A 15879-nucleotide genomic window follows, 5' to 3' on the forward strand; every position below is an offset into this window, starting at 1 on the left:
CACTATGGCAACTACAATAGTTAAATATACCGATAACTACCCGGTACTTTACGGCGACGACAGGATAAACCTGAACTGGCCTGAACGTTATACATCTATCGTTGGAGGCGTAAAACTGGGATGGTCGGGTTTTAAGCATATCTTTTCGAACCCGTTCGCGAGCATATTAAAGATAGGCGCCAGCGGATATCTTTTAAACCGTGGTATTACCGGCCATTGCGAATTGTATAAGCGAATTGGCAAATTATCAACCAATCCTATTAATATCAATATCCGGTCTTCATTTGCCGTTAATCAGCCCCGGCACAAGGTTTACAACTTTTGGCGCAAGTTTGATAACCTCCCCCTGTTTATGAAACACCTGGAGAGTGTTGAAGTCATAGACTCAAAGTATTCTTATTGGGTATTAAAGCTCCCTGCGGACGTAGCAACTGTTAGCTGGCATGCAGAAATTGTAAAAGACGAACCTAACGAAATGATTGGCTGGAGCTCGCTACCCGAGTCTACAATTAATAATGCAGGCAAGGTGCGTTTCCAGGATACCATAGATGGTACCGGAACAATTGTTGATATTGTGATTAGCTACCAACCGCCGGCAGGTGGATTGGGCGCCGGCCTTGCTAAGGTATTAAACCCTTTATTTAAAAAGATGGTTGATAAAGACGTGCAGAATTTTAAACAGTATATGGATCTTGATAACGGCGCCGAGTTTTTCCTGGATGGCAAAGAAGAACCCATTATTGTAATATCATAGGCAGGGATTAAAAATAGATTCCATAAAAAAACCGCCTGGTAATTAGTTACCGGGCGGTTTTTATTTTAATTCGTCAAGAACTGATCTCAGCAAATTATATTATTTTACTGCATCAATCACGGCTTTGAAAGCATCAGGATGATTCATTGCTAAATCAGCTAATACTTTACGGTTTAAACCGATTTCTTTTGCTGCTAATTTACCTATTAATTGAGAGTAAGAAATTCCGTGCTGACGGGCACCTGCGTTAATACGCTGGATCCATAAAGCTCTGAATTCTCTTTTCTTGGTTTTACGGTCACGATAAGCGTACTGTAAACCTTTTTCAACTGTGTTTTTTGCAACGGTATAAACCTTGCTGCGTGAACCCCAATAACCTTTGGCGAGGTTCATGATCCTTTTCCGGCGTCTTCTCGACGCTACTGCGTTAACTGAACGTGGCATGTTGTTTGATTTTGGTAGTGAGTGCCTGCTTTTACAGCCGAACTTAAAACTCTAATACCTGGTTAAAAAAATTGTGAATTACTTTCCGATGCAAAGCATACGTTTAACATTTCCCATATCAGCATCAGACACTAAGCTGGTGTGACCAAGGTTACGCTTACGTTTAGTCGACATCTTGGTTAAGATGTGGCTTTTGAATGCATTCTTCCGTGTGATTTTACCGGTTCCAGTAAGCTTAAAACGCTTTTTAGCACTGGAATTGGTTTTCATTTTTGGCATAACTATTTATTTATTTAGATGTTAGATATGAGATTTGAGATGTGAGACTAACTATCTCTTCGCATCCCGACCTCATATTTCACGTTTATTTTAAATGATGTCAGATATAAAATTGTCTCAAATCTCATATCTAACATCTCATATCTACTTTTTAGCTGCTTTAGGCGCCAGGGTTAAAAACATCCTTTTACCTTCAAGCTTTGGTAATTGCTCCACTTTACCTACATCTTCCAATGCCTGTGCAAAACGCAGCAGTAATATCTCGCCCTGCTCTTTATAAACAATGGCACGGCCTTTAAAGTGTACGTAAGCTCTTACCTTTTCGCCTGATTCCAAAAATTTAATGGCATGCTTTAATTTAAATTCAAAGTCATGATCATCAGTGTTAGGTCCGAAGCGAATCTCTTTAATAACAGTTTGCTTGGCATTGCTCTTTATCTCTTTAAGCTTTTTCTTTTGCTCGTAAATAAACTTGTTATAGTCTGTTACTTTACAAACAGGTGGTACAGCGTTCGGAGATATTTCAACCAGGTCAAGTTCCTGCTCCTGCGCTATAGCAAGAGCATCTCTTAGTGAAAAAATTCCTTGCTCTACGTTATCACCTACAAGGCGAACTTCCTGAGCCCTAATGAATTGGTTGATATTGTGTTCAGCTTCTTTTTTCTTAAAAGGAAGCCTTGGTCCTCTATTGAAAGGTTTGTTTAATGCCAAGTTATACTTTTATTTCTTTAATTATTTGTTCTTTAAAATCTTCTATGCTCATACTTCCCAAGTCGCCCTGACCATGTTTCCTAACAGAAACCATGCCCTCGGCAGCTTCCTTTTCACCCACTACTAACATATAAGGGATCTTTTTGACTTCAGCATCGCGTATTTTACGCCCTATCTTCTCGTCCCTGAAATCAATCAGCCCGCAAATATCGGAATCTTTTAACACATCAGAAAGTTTTTTTGCATATTCCTCGTATTTTTCTGATATCGGCAGGATAATAAATTGCTCAGGAGATAACCATAACGGAAAATTACCTGCGCAATGCTCAATTAACACCGCAATAAAGCGCTCCATGGAGCCAAATGGCGCCCTGTGAATCATTACCGGGCGATGTTTCAAATTGTCGCTACCAGTGTATTCCAGTTCAAAACGCTCGGGCAGGTTATAATCAACCTGAATGGTACCCAATTGCCATTTACGACCAAGGGCATCCCTCACCATAAAATCGAGCTTAGGGCCATAAAAAGCAGCCTCACCAAGCTCAACAACAGTGTTCAAACCCTTTTCGGCTGCAGCTTCAATGATAGCATTCTCAGCTAAAGCCCAGTTTTCATCAGTGCCGATGTACTTAGCTTTGTTTTCAGGATCACGCAGCGAAATCTGTGCAGTATAATTTTCAAAGCCTAAAGCCTTAAATACATACAATACCAGGTCGATAACCTTTTTAAACTCATCTTTTACCTGGTCGGGGCGACAGAACAAGTGTGCATCATCCTGGGTAAAGCCACGTACACGGGTTAATCCATGAAGCTCGCCGCTTTGTTCGTAACGGTATACGGTACCAAACTCGGCCAGGCGAACAGGAAGATCCTTGTATGAACGCGGTTTTGTTTTATAGATCTCGCAGTGGTGCGGGCAATTCATTGGTTTTAAAAAGAACTCCTCTCCCTCCTGCGGGGTTTTTATTGGCTGAAATGAATCGGCGCCATATTTTTCATAGTGACCTGATGTTACATATAGGTTTTTATGCCCGATATGTGGGGTGATCACCTGTTCGTAACCGGCCTTAACCTGCGCTTTTTGCAAAAAGTTAGTCAAACGCTCGCGCAAAGCAGTTCCTTTAGGTAACCATAATGGTAACCCCATGCCTACTTTTTCCGAGAAAGCAAACAACTCCAGCTCTTTGCCTAACTTGCGGTGATCACGCTTTTTAGCTTCTTCGATCATGTGCAGGTATTCGGTAAGCTCACTGGCTTTGGGGAATGTAACCCCATAGATACGCGTAAGCTGCTTGCGTGTTTCATCGCCGCGCCAGTAGGCACCAGCAACGCTCATCAGTTTAACAGATTTTATAAAACCTGTGTTGGGGATATGAGGCCCGCGGCACAGATCGGTAAAGTTTCCTTGTGTATAAAAAGTAATGGCACCATCAGGCAGGTCCTTAATCAGGTCCAGCTTGTATTCATCATCTTTTTCGGTAAAGTACTCAATAGCATCAGCTTTGCTAACCGGCTTGCGGATGTATTCGGCTTTGGTTTTGGCAAGCTCAATAACCTTGTCTTCAATCTTCTTGAACTCATCTGATGAAAATTCACGGTCGCCAAAGTCAACATCATAGTAAAAACCTGTTTCGATAGCCGGACCGATACCAAACTTGGTACCCGGGTAAAGAGCCTCCAAAGCTTCGGCTAATAAGTGGGCCGATGAATGCCAGAAGGTTGATTTACCCGAAGCATCATTCCAGGTTAAAAGTTTAACCTGGGCATCCTGCTCAATGGGGCGGCTTGCATCCCAAACCTGGCCATCAACTTCGGCTGCTAATACATTACGTGCTAATCCTTCGGAGATCGAAGATGCGATCTGCATGGAAGTGATCCCCTTGTCGTACTGACGAACGGAACCATCGGGAAGTGTAATACTAATCATCTACAACTATGATTTAAAGTTTATAAAATTACGTTTTGTGATCACCTACGGGAGTGATCGTTTATTTGAGGTGCAAAAATAGGATTTTAATTATGGTTTAACACCTTTTTATTGGTTTTGTATCATTCACCGGGTGTTCGCTTTTGCAGGAGTATACAGGAACTATAATCGTAAAAACAAACCAAATAATTAATAATCAGATACTTAAAAATTTAACCACTTTATTAGAAAACACAACACATGCTGATAATCAACACATTGCTATTTTCAATAATTTTACCCCGAACGCTCCCCGAACACCTGGTTTGAAAAATCCGAACGCTTCGATTTTGGATAATATCAACAATCCAGTGGACAACCCGGTTACCATACACGCATTTTTTATCCATCATTTATCAAGAAAAATCTACAATAATTGTACGCGTATTTATTTTTTGGCTATTTTAATCGACTTTAGTATAGTTTTCTGAAACTTATTTTTTTTGATCCTGATGACATTGAAAATTAACTTAAATACACAAGCTATCTACCCAAAAACTGAAATAACAACCCGATGCCAAATACCCTTATCCGTACCTCCTCCTGGTTTAGCAAATTTTTTGAGTGCCTGTATTTTTATATTGCCGTTGTAGTAACTTTTGAAATGATACTGCCGAGCTTTTTATACACCAATTTAGGCCGGATAGATGAGCGTCAGTATATCAGACTGTTTTTTTATACTGGCGGAGTGTTTGCTTTACTGGCCCTTACGTACACTATTTACTGGCACCGAAAACAGAAGGCTGAAAATTTCAACTCCGGCATACGGCATGCCTGGCTGCAAGGTATCATGAGGTACTTTATTGCTTTTGAAATTTCAACTTACGGCTTTGCCAAAATATTAAAAACCCAGTTTGGTCATATTTATAGTCGGGATGATGTACCGGTGGGCAACCTGACTGGTTTTGACCTTACCTGGAACTACTTTGGGCATTCCTATACCTTTGCTGTTATTTTAGGCTTGATGCAGATTGTTGGTGGCATTTTGCTACTCTTCCGCCGTACCACTTTATTAGGGGCACTGCTACTGCTGCCGGTAATGATTAACGTGGTGTTCATCAATATTTTTTACCAGATAGACCAGGGCGCCTTTATAAATTCATTGGTATTAACTGCCGGACTAAGCTATATCATATTGCTCAGGTGGCCCGACTTTAGAACACTCCTGTTTCAACAATTAAGCGACCTCCCCCCTGTTAAGCTCCGCCTTTTAAAACCGATAGTGAAAGTAATCGCTATTACACTCGCTTTTTTTAGCATCTACCGTTTTGTTGCCGTAAGCAAACCAACTGCCTTTGAGGGTAAATGGAATATTTATGAATTGACGCGAAACGGAAAACCTGTTGACACGCAAGACTGGCAAAGTAACCCGCGCGCCTGGCATACTATTTATATGGAGCAATACGGCCGGGTGGAGTTTTCTGCAAACCCCTATATTTTTGAAGAGCAGCGTGCCTGGGCCGGCGAGTATACCTACAATGCCCCAAAGGGCATTTTAAATATCATTTTTTATAACGGCCCGCAAAGCGATACTATCAAAGCGAAAATAAGCGGTTACACCGGTAAAATGATGCAATGGAATATGATGTACAACCAGGATACCCTACAAATGAAGTTGATTAAAGCAGGAAATTGATGAGAAATTAAATATAAACGCCATCACCAAATAAATCTACAAGCCAGCCAGGTATTTTTCTTTGATTATATTTAAATGATGTAATTCGTGCCCTGTAATATGGTAGGCTAAGGCCCTTACAGTAGCATCATTCGCGGTACCGGTGCCATGCCCCATCCGGTCAAAAGCTTCTTCGGGCAGGCCATTAAACAATGCGACGGTTGATCGTCTTACCGCTTCATATTCTTCAAATATATTATCCAGATCCCTGTTATCGGCATCCGAATAATTGGCATAAGCATCCTGGTCAAAACCTATGAGGTTATTTTTTTCGTTGCGTGCAAAACGCAGGGCGCGGTATGCAAAAATGCGCTCGTCATCAATAATATGTACCAGCACTTCTTTAATACTCCATTTACCCGGCGCGTACCGGTGATATAACACATCGGGCGGCAATGAGCAGATCAGTTGCTTAACCAATTGAAAATTATCCTGCAGGTGATTTAGCACAAAGCCATCTGTGGGAACCAGCTTCATGTACATAACGGCATATGGCGGATATTCGCCTTCCTTAGGCGGCTGTATTAATCGCATAACAAATAACTATCGGTATAAAAGGAACAACAAAATCCGAAATCGAACATTCCCAATTCCTCAATCAACATCAAACATTCCCCCACCCCAGCGCCAAAACATCAGCCAGGTGGATAGTCCTTATCGGCAAACTATTTTTGTCGATATAGCTTTGCAGGTGCAGCAGGCAGGAGGCATCTGTCGAGATGATGTATTCGGCACCGGCTGCCAGGGCATTATCTACTTTTTGCTGGGCCATGGCTGTTGAAATAGCTTCAAACTTAACCGCGAAGGTACCGCCAAAACCACAGCAGGTTTCGTTATCCTTCAGTTCTAAAAGTTCTAAACCTAATACTTTAGAAAGCAGCTGGCGGGGCTCGTTCCTGATCTTACATTCGCGCAGGGCTGAGCAGCTATCATGGTAAACAGCTTTACCATCCAGCTCGGCGCCGAAGTAATCAAACTGCAGGATGTTCACCAGGAAATCCGACAGCTCATAGATATTACCCTGTATGGCCCTGCATTTGTTGTGCACAGCGGTATTGGTAAACAAATCGTTATAATAGTTTTTAACCATGCCGGTGCATGATGCAGATGGGGTTACGATCACGCTGTCTTCCGAAAAATCGTTCAGAAACTTGCTGCCCACGGCTTTGGCGTCATCCCAAAAACCCGCATTAAACGCCGGCTGCCCGCAACAGGTTTGATTTGGGTTAAAATTCACTTTACAGCCCGCCTTTTCCAATACTTTTATAGTATTAAAGGCAGTTTCAGGAAATAGTTGATCTACAAAACATGGTACAAACAGCTCTATCTTCATCGGCACAAATTATTCGGCGCTAAATTCCACATATTTTTTTATGCTTTTCTCGGCTTTTAGCAAAGAAAGCAATAATATCAATCCAACAATAAAAAAACCACATAATGCCAATGCCGAATTGCGCATACTGCCGGTTAACTCTTCTATAAAAGCAAAACTGAACATTCCTCCTACTATGGCCAGTTTTTCGGTAACGTCGTAAAAACTGAAGAACGAGGCGGTATCGGGTATATCCTGGGGCAAATATTTGGAATAAGTTGAACGCGACATAGACTGGATACCACCCATAATTAAGCCAACAATAATAGCCAGCACATAAAACTGCGGAATTGTGGTTATAAAATATGCCGCCACACATGCCGCTACCCAGATAATTACCACCAGTATTAAAACTTTAACGTTACCATACATAGCCGATAAACGCGACATTAATGTAGCGCCGCCTATTGCTACTATTTGTATGATCAGGATAATTTCTATCAGACCGCTTGTTTCCATCTTCAGTACCTTGGCCCCAAAACCGGCCGCAACCAGCATAATGGTTTGTACCCCCATAGAGTAAAAGAAAAAAGCCGGCAAAAATCTTTTTAGTAATGGCATAGTTTTAACCTTCGCCCAAACCTTACCCAATTCAATAAATCCGCCTTTAATAATGTTATGCTGATGGGTTACCGCATTAGGGCTGCCTTTTGGCAATATAGTGAAAGGTATATACGCAAAAACTATCCACCAGATACCAACCAAAAGGAAGGATAGTTGCGCTGCGCTACCGCCGTTTAATCCAAATGTTTTGGGCGAAAGCACAAAAACAAGGCATATTACCTGTAAAATAACACTCCCGATATAGCCATAGGTAAAACCTTTGGCGCTTACGTTATCCTGCATATCGATGGTTGCAATTTCGGGCAGATAGGAATTATAAAAAACAAAGCCTCCGCTATAACCAATAGCCGCAAGCGCAAAGCAAATTATTCCAAACTCCAGGTTATCCGGTCCGAAGAAAAACAATCCGCAGCATGACAGGGAGCCCAGCCAGGTAAAAAATTGCATAAAAATCTTTTTGTTGCCCCTGTAATCGGCAATTGACGATAGTATAGGCAAAAGTAAAACCATTACCATGTAAGCCGCAGCAAGCGCGTAGTTTGATAATGCTGTATTAATAAAGCTTTTACCGAAAAACATTACCCTATCGCCATTTTTAGCATTTGCGGTGATAGCTACATAGTAAGCCGGGAAAATTGTTGAAGTAATGACCAGGTTATAGGCAGAATTGGCCCAATCGAAAAAAGCCCAGGCCCGGATGGTTTTCTTGTTGTTTTTGGTTTCCATTGATACAATAAAAGTATAGAAAAAGATTTAAGTTACAAGAGCCAAGATATAAGAGTCAAGACGCATTGCATGTGTAAAAAAATGTCATTGAGAGGCACGAAGCAATCGCGAACTGTACAGAGTGACTTGCATAGTTCGCGATTGCCGCGCTGCGCTCGCAATGACATAGAGAAAAGGTTCCGGTCTTGATTCTTATATCCTGATTCTTGACTCTTATATCTTGATTCTATCCCCCAATCTATTTAGCAGTAGGTCTCCATTTTTCCTGCAGCTGCTTTATAAAATATCCTCCTACAACGCTGCGGGCCTGGAAACCAACCTGTTTGCCGTCGGTGGTTTCGTGCCAGTCGCTTAGGGGTACACGGGTTGGGGTTTCGATGGCGTACTTGTAAACCGGGGCGGCAAGGGCTTTAAAATCGTCCTGGTTTTTGGCTAAAGTAGCGGTCCAGATGATCCAGTCGCTTTTGGTATAGGTTTTACGGCTATCCAAGGGCAAACCAAATTCGTTTTGTTTGGTAAGATAGAATTTAACTTCACGGTCATAAACCGATTGAGGAAAAAGATCTAACCCTAAAATTTTATCCCAAACAATATTGTATTTCTGGCTCCAGGTTTCCGGCTTATCAAATACCAGGGAGTAATGATCACCGGCATCGGCCATTTTCATCCATTTAGTTACCATTTCTTTAGCAATAGCCCTGTATTTAGCGGCAACAGCTTTTTGGCCCAACAGGTCGGCAAGATGGGCATAGCATCCAATTCCTACTATAGCCTTGGCCGATAAGTTGGCATTACGCGCCAGGTGACCCGCAAAATCATCGGTACAAAGCTGGTTAGCCGGATCAAGCCCTTCCCTGCTTAGGTAATTTGCCCAATCGGTTAAAACTTTCCAGTGCTTTTTGGCATATGCAGGGTTATTACCATTGGCCTTAACTATGGCCGCCGTAAGCGCCAGCATATTGCCCGATTCTTCAACCGGCATGCCCTCGCCATAAGTTTGCCCATTGGCAATAGGGTAAGTACCCAAATCATGCGCGGCAAAATCATGCGCGAACTTACCGCTTTCACTAAAGTAAAAGATCCCGTTCAGCATCCCTTCCATCAAACTTGGATTGTAGATCAGGAATAAGGGTGCCGATGGATAGGTAACATCCACAGTATTGATAGAGCCATTGCTAAAGTTCTCTTTGGACAAAAATAAGATCTCGCCCTGCGGACTTTTTACCAATACATGGGCCGCTATAGCCTGGCGATAAGCCAACACACAAAGCTTCGCATATTTGTCGCCGCCCGCCTTTTCGGCCTCATTATACATCAAACCATTAAAGGCGGTGCAGCTTTTTAATACGACCGGGTAATCAACAGCTGCCTTAGCCAATGCCTGTTCAATGGTTTTAATTTGCGTGGTTTTCCACCATGGCTTTAAATTTGTATGAAAATACTGAACCGGGGTAATATCATCATAACCCAGTTCGATAAATTTGCTTACAGCATTTTTACCAACCATACCAAAAGATAGTACCGTATTTAACACCAGGCTGGTGCCCGCTTTGGTGGTTGATTTACCATCACCTTTAAAAAATGAATTAACAGCTTCACTTTCGGTACTCACATATTGCAGGGCGCCAGATGTTTTGGGTGCGGCCACGTACATGTAACCCCAGTCTATCCGTAAATCATCCCCTTTTTTCTGGAGGATAGGCTGCTCAACGGTACCGGCCTTTAAAACAGATAAAGTACTGGCTGTATATTTTTGAGTGGTTACCGCCTGGTTTGGTTTATTGCGGGCCACATCTGCAGATGCGCCGAAATAAACCTGCACATTATGCGCTTTACCATTGTTTGATTTTACATTATAAGTAATGTACGATACGGGCCGGGCCAATAAAGCCAGGTTGTTCATCAATAAGGGCGACGTAAAAGTAAGCTTCAGATCAACGTTGCCGCATTTAAAGTAATAAATGGTTTGTGTTGCATTTATGGTAACGCCGGTTTGTTTTGCAACCTGCAGCTCGGGGTGTTCGGTTGGTTTTAATTCGTCGGCAAAGCCGGCGTCAATCCACGCACCTCCACCTGTATTGGTGCAATGCAAAGCAAGTACATTCTCACCCTCTTTTAATTTACTCAAAACATCATCCTTCAAGGGGATCATCTGCAGATCGCCATTGGCGCCACTGCTTTCATTGATCTTTTCGCCATTAAGATAAACCTCGGCCTCATCATCATGATGCAGTTTAAGGTAAAGCTTGTTGATACCTGTTTTATGAAAGGTAAACACCCGGCGTACCCAGATATCCCTGCTTGTCCAAACGGTTTTTCCCTGTGTTTTATCATCGCTAAATGGTGCTGTACCGGTTTTCCAGGTGTTGTCATCAAATTTTGTATCAGCCCAGTTTAGTGAAGGTTGGGTTTCGGTGTATTTGCAGGTGTATGGTTTCTCGTCGGCAGCGGGTACAACAGTTTTATAGTTTACCGGGTCCTTACCCATAAAACGGTATACTTCGCCGTCTACCTTTACCAGGCCAATTAATGATTGATCCTTACCTGTCCAGTGGCGGGTGGTTGATTCATTTAACTTATCCGAAAACGACCAGATACTAAAGTAAGGGTTATGCGTAATAAGCGGATAAGCCGGCGCTTTGGTATCCTGCGCCTTTGCTAAAAAGGCAATAAGAGCAATACACGCGGTTAATGGAAACCTTCTCATATGTTTTTTATGTTATAATGTAGATAGATAATTGTCGGCGGTAAATATTTGTTTTTCTTTTCAATTAATAAACTTTTTTTACGAAATGTATCAAAATGACGATTAATTGAAACGAATTGTGGAAGACGTGCAGATATGAATTGTCTGAATATCCTCCGTCATTGCCTTGACATGTATGCATACCACAACCGCCTCCTAACCGTCATTGCGAGGAGGTACGACGAAGCAATGACGCGTGGTTATGTGCTTCATTAGAAGCATTCGTATGACGGTCTGTTTATTTATTTTTAAACAACATCTTACATCTGCACATTTGCAATCTTATCTACTTAAATATCCCGAAGCTGTAATTTGCTGTACTCCAGAAATCATCGAGGGCAATGATGCGGGGTTTAAAGAATGAGATCAACGCGGGCCAGTCATTTTGATTAAATATGCTTACGTTAGGCAGGGTTTTGATGATGCGGCTTATGGTTTTGTGGTTTTGGTCGGTAGTGTGAAGTTGCCAGTCCCACTCCTCTTCAATACTTGAATTAAATACAGCTTTAAGCTCCTTAAACTGTTCAAATATGAGTTCACGGATGCCGGGATCAGGGTGAGAGATTTCAATAGCGATAAAAGCCGAGCGATTATCGGCCTGCATTTTAAAGTTAAGGTGTTTGATGCCTGTTTTATAATTTATCCAGTTTATTTTTAAACCGTCTGCCGATGGCTGTTGTGCAATATATTGACCAAAGGCGGTCCAGAATGCCTGTTTAATTTGTGATGCCTGATCGCGGGAGTACAATAGTTTTTATTTAAAATGAGCAGGCAAATTTATATATTATTTTGCGCTTTGTATAAACGCTACAATTTGCTCCTGTTCCTTTGCTGATAGCGTTCCGCCGGTGTATTCCCATTTCAACTTGATGGCATTATAAGTTAACCTGCCTAAAAAATCAGGATTTTTCACATTGTCCAATAAAGGAAGGCTATCCCCTATTTCCGGGGCTATGTCCTGGAGCTCTAACAGCTGCGCTTCACCATGATCGTTGCCTTTGTATAATGCGTACACACCTGTAAAATCACGGTGGTTATTTGCGGCCTGAGTTAGCACCGGTTCAATGATGATATTTAAGGCAGCGCCGTTGTCTTTTTTAATATAATAGTTTACTGTATTGGTCATAATTATTTACGGTATATGATGCTTCTTTAGTACAAGCGAGTTTTAAAATTGTTCGGAAAATTAAAATTTTTCAGCAATGTTTTTATACATTCCTAAAACACATACGCCGTTGTATTTGTGAGGCACAAAGCCATAAGCCCCCTCTAAATCTCCCCCGGTAGGCGATACTTTTGATCTTCAAGATTTTTTAAAAGCCTTCCCTTCCAGGGAGTGTTGGGTGGGGCTTATACATTCTTAATAATACCTGAAATTAAATTAACAGTAAAGTAATGAGACAGATAGATAAAAAACTAAAATTATGTTTTATAATTTACCTTAAAACGCTATCTTTGCGACCTGTTAAAAATCCTAATGCGGAAGTGGCGTAATTGGTAGCCGCACCAGACTTAGGATCTGGCGCCGCGAGGCGTGGGGGTTCGAGTCCCTTCTTCCGCACAGCAGTTTAAAACCCGGTCAATTTGATCGGGTTTTTTGTTTAAATACTATATAACACCGATTATAGGGGATCAAGCAGAATTGTTGTGGGGAATAAAAAAAGTATTTGTTTTGCATTAGAATAACAAATACCCCTTCAGATAAGGTCGGCAAGCTATCGGCAATAAAATAAAAAAGCCCCTCAGATTTCTCTAAGAGTCTTTCGAGGTAAGCCTAACGGGACGATCGGAATCATCAGGTAATTGAAATTTCATATAATGGATATAATTAAAACAAATAGAATTTTACTTTTTACTATTTTGCTAATAACTTGTAGTAATTGTTACAGTCAATCCTTCCAAAAAGAAAAAAATCTTGATAGTTTATTTGAAAAAGCACATAAGTCAAAAGTATTTAACGGAAACATTTTAATTTCTCAAAATGGGAAAATAATATATGAGAAAGCCTTTGGACAAGCAGACGCAAGTGGCATAATTCAATTAAATAAAAAGTATCGCTTTCATATCGGTTCAATAGCAAAAGAATTTAATGCTGTCGGCATTTTGATGCTTAAAGAGCAAGGAAAATTAAAACTTGAAGATTCAATTTCTAAGTTTCTACCTGAGCTACCTTCTTGGGCAAACAAAATTAAAATCATTCACTTACTTCAATACACAAGTGGTCTTCCGCAAATAAAATGGAATGAAGTTAATCAAGATTCTGAAAATATGATGCAATTAAAAAAAACTGCATTTCTTGATTTTGAACCAGGAACAAAATATGATTATAATAACAATAATGTATTTCTACAGAGAAGAATCATAGAAAAAATTTCCAATATGTCTTTCAATTCTTTTGTAATGAAAAAAATACTTCAACCTATCGGAATAAAAAATGGAGTTGTCGATCCTAATGAAAAAGAGAAACTCTTTGCTAAATCATTTAATAATGAGGGGAAACAGGATATTATTAAATATAATATTTCAGGCTGGACCGCATTAAATTTAGAAGATTTTTATAAGTGGTCTGAAGCAATTAATTCATTTAAACTTATTACTCCTGAATCAACGCTGGAACTTTTCAATCCTTTTTCCAAAGGAAATCAAACTGGTCTTGGAGAAGGAGATATTCAATTGGGTAAAGTAATAAATCATACACATGATGGTGCTGCATTCAATTATCAAGCCTTACTAATCAGCAATCCTAATTTCACAATTATTTTAGTAACGAATAACAAACAAAATAATTTAGATGCAATTAGTAATTCAATACAATCTATCCTTGAAGAAAAGCCATACAATCAAATTGAATACCCTATAAGTAACTAAAATAGAAAAATAGGTTTGCTTGTAGGATAAATATATTTAGTTTTTCTAGATGATATAGTGCTGTTGAGTCCTTTGACTCCCCTTGTACTGTGCAAGTTTTGGGAAATTATCATTACATTCCTTCAACTCCGCTCAGAATAAATTTCTGTTATATTTCCGGTTAAAATCTACCCATTCACGCAATAATGTTTTAAATTCATAAAAAAGCCCCTCAAGTAATTAAGGAGCTTTTTATGTTTTAACAGTAAATTGATGGGTGTTTACCTTATTTAGCCCGCTCAACGTACTCGCCAGTGCGGGTATCAACTTTTATTTTATCGCCCTGATTAACAAAGAGAGGTACTTTAATTTCTATTCCGTTTTCTGTAGTCGCGGTTTTCAGCGCACCCGATGAGGTATCACCTTTAACGGCAGGCTCGGCGTAGGTAATTTCCAGCTCCACAAAGTTGGGTGCTACCGCCATGATCGGTTCTTCGCTTTCAAACGAAACGATCACGCTCATCCCTTCTTTCAGGAATTTCACCGCCGGCCCGAAAAGCGCTTTCGGGATATTATGCTGATCGAAAGTGGTGTTATCCATAATCACCATGGCGTCGCCATCTTCATACAGGTATTGAAAATCGTTTGTTTCTACACGGCAAATTTCAACCTGCTCGTCGGTGGCTAAGCGGGCTTCAACAATTTTTCCTGTTTTTATGTTACGAAACTTATCCAGATAGAATGCTCCGCCTTTGCCTGGTGTACGATGCAGTACTTCTGTTACGGTTACCAGTTCGCCGTTGAAGCGTAGTATATTACCTACTTTAATTTCGGATGCTTTTGCCATGAAAATATAATTAGAAAATTTAAGCCCCAAAGATAGATTAACTTAGCTAATCAACTAAAATTAAAACTCGAAACCATCAAGATTAAGGGATTTTTAATCCGCTCAATGGTTGTCAATCGACAAATAACTCACTGGAATTTGATAACTATCTCTTACTATCTATTAATGTATTGATTATCAATGATATACATTCAAGACATTCAAATACATTCCCGGGGTGCAGAAAAAATCGTTAGCTTCTATTTCGCGGTTTTTTTATTTGCCCCACAACTACGCCTCCGAAACTTTTTCAAAATATCTTTACCACTACTGACATAGGGCTGTCATTAGCACTGCTTTTCTTTGTTGTGAAATCATTTAAAAGCAAACAGACAATGGAAAACAATCTAATCACACAGCAAACAGGCAATGCGGTTGAAGGGTTCACCTCCCCTAACGCCATTTTAAATCATTGGCAAGGTCATCGCCGCTTAACAAGGCAGGTAATTGAAGCTTTTCCGGAAGACAAGCTATTTGAATATTCGATTGGTGGAATGCGCCCCTTTTCGGACATGATAAACGAGATAGTGGAAATAGCCGATGCGGGGATCCAGGATCTTTTCAAAGATGCGCCTACATCAATAGATAAACTGGATCATCATTCCGGAAAATCCCTGGCAAATACAAAAGAAGAAATCCTAAACAGGTGGGATAAAGTAACGGATACCATCAACCACCTTTGGCCCCAGATTCCGCCACAACAGTTTCATGAAATGATGTTGGCTTTTGGAGCGTATGAGGGTGTAACATCCGATATAATTTTCTACTGGATTGATAACGAAATCCACCACAGGGCCCAGGGTTATGTTTACCTGCGGTCTTTGGGGATTGAACCTCCGGCTTTTTGGAACAGGGATTAGTAAGCTGCTGTAAGGAGCTAAAATCCGCGGACTCTATAGGGGGAATGAC

General features: G+C 40.7%; 15 protein-coding genes and 1 tRNA gene. 5 read left to right on the plus strand and 11 right to left on the minus strand.

Annotation, left to right across the window (positions count from 1 at the left end; translation table 11 throughout):
• Positions 1 to 4: 4 nt before the first annotated feature.
• Positions 5 to 754, plus strand: coding sequence for an SRPBCC family protein (locus AC1DQW_RS18975; RefSeq protein WP_477455513.1), 750 nt, complete (start codon positions 5 to 7; stop codon positions 752 to 754).
• 99 nt (positions 755 to 853) lie between these two features.
• Here the strand turns inward: AC1DQW_RS18975 and rplT are convergent, their stop codons facing one another.
• From rplT to thrS, 4 genes are all read right to left on the minus strand, one after another.
• Positions 854 to 1198: a 50S ribosomal protein L20 gene (rplT, locus tag AC1DQW_RS18980; RefSeq protein WP_076369188.1), complete on the minus strand. Its 345-nt coding sequence runs from the start codon at positions 1196 to 1198 to the stop codon at positions 854 to 856.
• Between the two features lie 78 nt (positions 1199 to 1276).
• Positions 1277 to 1477 carry a 50S ribosomal protein L35 gene (rpmI, locus tag AC1DQW_RS18985; RefSeq protein ID WP_477408022.1) on the minus strand — a complete coding sequence of 67 codons (201 nt, stop codon included), beginning with the start codon at positions 1475 to 1477 and terminating at the stop codon, positions 1277 to 1279.
• A gap of 144 nt (positions 1478 to 1621) precedes the next feature.
• Positions 1622 to 2188: a translation initiation factor IF-3 gene (gene infC / locus AC1DQW_RS18990; RefSeq protein ID WP_477408024.1), complete on the minus strand. Its 567-nt coding sequence runs from the start codon at positions 2186 to 2188 to the stop codon at positions 1622 to 1624.
• Between the two features lies 1 nt (position 2189).
• Positions 2190 to 4115 carry a threonine--tRNA ligase gene (gene thrS, locus AC1DQW_RS18995; protein ID WP_477455514.1) on the minus strand — a complete coding sequence of 642 codons (1926 nt, stop codon included), beginning with the start codon at positions 4113 to 4115 and terminating at the stop codon, positions 2190 to 2192.
• Positions 4116 to 4668: 553 nt separating this feature from the next.
• Between thrS and AC1DQW_RS19000 the strand changes: the two genes are divergently transcribed.
• Positions 4669 to 5790: a hypothetical protein gene (locus AC1DQW_RS19000; RefSeq protein WP_477455515.1), complete on the plus strand. Its 1122-nt coding sequence runs from the start codon at positions 4669 to 4671 to the stop codon at positions 5788 to 5790.
• Positions 5791 to 5826: 36 nt separating this feature from the next.
• Here AC1DQW_RS19000 and AC1DQW_RS19005 read toward each other — a convergent pair whose 3' ends face one another.
• The 6 genes from AC1DQW_RS19005 to AC1DQW_RS19030 form a co-directional block, all read right to left on the minus strand.
• The gene (locus AC1DQW_RS19005; RefSeq protein WP_477455516.1) at positions 5827 to 6363 is read right to left on the minus strand and encodes a DinB family protein; all 537 of its coding nucleotides are present in this window, start codon (positions 6361 to 6363) and stop codon (positions 5827 to 5829) included.
• Positions 6364 to 6433: 70 nt separating this feature from the next.
• Positions 6434 to 7162 carry a (Fe-S)-binding protein gene (locus AC1DQW_RS19010; protein WP_477409430.1) on the minus strand — a complete coding sequence of 243 codons (729 nt, stop codon included), beginning with the start codon at positions 7160 to 7162 and terminating at the stop codon, positions 6434 to 6436.
• Between the two features lie 9 nt (positions 7163 to 7171).
• Positions 7172 to 8491 (minus strand): MFS transporter, encoded by a 1320-nt coding sequence (locus AC1DQW_RS19015; protein WP_477455517.1) that lies wholly within the window; start codon positions 8489 to 8491, stop codon positions 7172 to 7174.
• A gap of 238 nt (positions 8492 to 8729) precedes the next feature.
• Complete coding sequence (locus tag AC1DQW_RS19020; protein WP_477455518.1) at positions 8730 to 11198, minus strand: glutaminase family protein; 2469 nt, start codon at positions 11196 to 11198, stop codon at positions 8730 to 8732.
• 325 nt (positions 11199 to 11523) lie between these two features.
• Positions 11524 to 11985 (minus strand): DUF4268 domain-containing protein, encoded by a 462-nt coding sequence (locus AC1DQW_RS19025; protein WP_477455519.1) that lies wholly within the window; start codon positions 11983 to 11985, stop codon positions 11524 to 11526.
• A 36-nt stretch (positions 11986 to 12021) separates the two neighbouring features.
• Complete coding sequence (locus AC1DQW_RS19030; protein WP_477420862.1) at positions 12022 to 12363, minus strand: hypothetical protein; 342 nt, start codon at positions 12361 to 12363, stop codon at positions 12022 to 12024.
• A gap of 353 nt (positions 12364 to 12716) precedes the next feature.
• Here AC1DQW_RS19030 and AC1DQW_RS19035 point away from each other — a divergent pair.
• Positions 12717 to 12798, plus strand: a tRNA-Leu gene (locus AC1DQW_RS19035).
• Positions 12799 to 13055: 257 nt separating this feature from the next.
• Positions 13056 to 14105, plus strand: coding sequence for a serine hydrolase domain-containing protein (locus AC1DQW_RS19040; RefSeq protein ID WP_477455520.1), 1050 nt, complete (start codon positions 13056 to 13058; stop codon positions 14103 to 14105).
• Positions 14106 to 14370: 265 nt separating this feature from the next.
• On the opposite strand, the gene efp is transcribed toward AC1DQW_RS19040, so the two are convergent.
• On the minus strand, positions 14371 to 14931 hold the full coding sequence (gene efp / locus AC1DQW_RS19045; RefSeq protein ID WP_477455521.1) for an elongation factor P: 561 nt from the start codon (positions 14929 to 14931) through the stop codon (positions 14371 to 14373).
• A gap of 374 nt (positions 14932 to 15305) precedes the next feature.
• On the opposite strand from efp, the gene AC1DQW_RS19050 reads away from it, so the two are divergent.
• The gene (locus tag AC1DQW_RS19050; protein WP_477455522.1) at positions 15306 to 15830 is read left to right on the plus strand and encodes a DinB family protein; all 525 of its coding nucleotides are present in this window, start codon (positions 15306 to 15308) and stop codon (positions 15828 to 15830) included.
• The last annotated feature ends 49 nt before the right edge of the window (positions 15831 to 15879 follow it).

It is taken from the genome of Mucilaginibacter sp. P5_A4 (assembly GCF_056400605.1).

Coding starts and splice junctions, on each gene's coding strand:
- AC1DQW_RS18975 (WP_477455513.1), top strand. CDS start 5: ATGGCAACTACAATAGTTAAATATACCGATAACTACCCGGTACTTTAC.
- rplT (WP_076369188.1), bottom strand. CDS start 1,198: ATGCCACGTTCAGTTAACGCAGTAGCGTCGAGAAGACGCCGGAAAAGG.
- rpmI (WP_477408022.1), bottom strand. CDS start 1,477: ATGCCAAAAATGAAAACCAATTCCAGTGCTAAAAAGCGTTTTAAGCTT.
- thrS (WP_477455514.1), bottom strand. CDS start 4,115: ATGATTAGTATTACACTTCCCGATGGTTCCGTTCGTCAGTACGACAAG.
- AC1DQW_RS19000 (WP_477455515.1), top strand. CDS start 4,669: ATGCCAAATACCCTTATCCGTACCTCCTCCTGGTTTAGCAAATTTTTT.
- AC1DQW_RS19005 (WP_477455516.1), bottom strand. CDS start 6,363: ATGCGATTAATACAGCCGCCTAAGGAAGGCGAATATCCGCCATATGCC.
- AC1DQW_RS19010 (WP_477409430.1), bottom strand. CDS start 7,162: ATGAAGATAGAGCTGTTTGTACCATGTTTTGTAGATCAACTATTTCCT.
- AC1DQW_RS19015 (WP_477455517.1), bottom strand. CDS start 8,491: ATGGAAACCAAAAACAACAAGAAAACCATCCGGGCCTGGGCTTTTTTC.
- AC1DQW_RS19020 (WP_477455518.1), bottom strand. CDS start 11,198: ATGAGAAGGTTTCCATTAACCGCGTGTATTGCTCTTATTGCCTTTTTA.
- AC1DQW_RS19030 (WP_477420862.1), bottom strand. CDS start 12,363: ATGACCAATACAGTAAACTATTATATTAAAAAAGACAACGGCGCTGCC.
- AC1DQW_RS19040 (WP_477455520.1), top strand. CDS start 13,056: ATGGATATAATTAAAACAAATAGAATTTTACTTTTTACTATTTTGCTA.
- efp (WP_477455521.1), bottom strand. CDS start 14,931: ATGGCAAAAGCATCCGAAATTAAAGTAGGTAATATACTACGCTTCAAC.
- AC1DQW_RS19050 (WP_477455522.1), top strand. CDS start 15,306: ATGGAAAACAATCTAATCACACAGCAAACAGGCAATGCGGTTGAAGGG.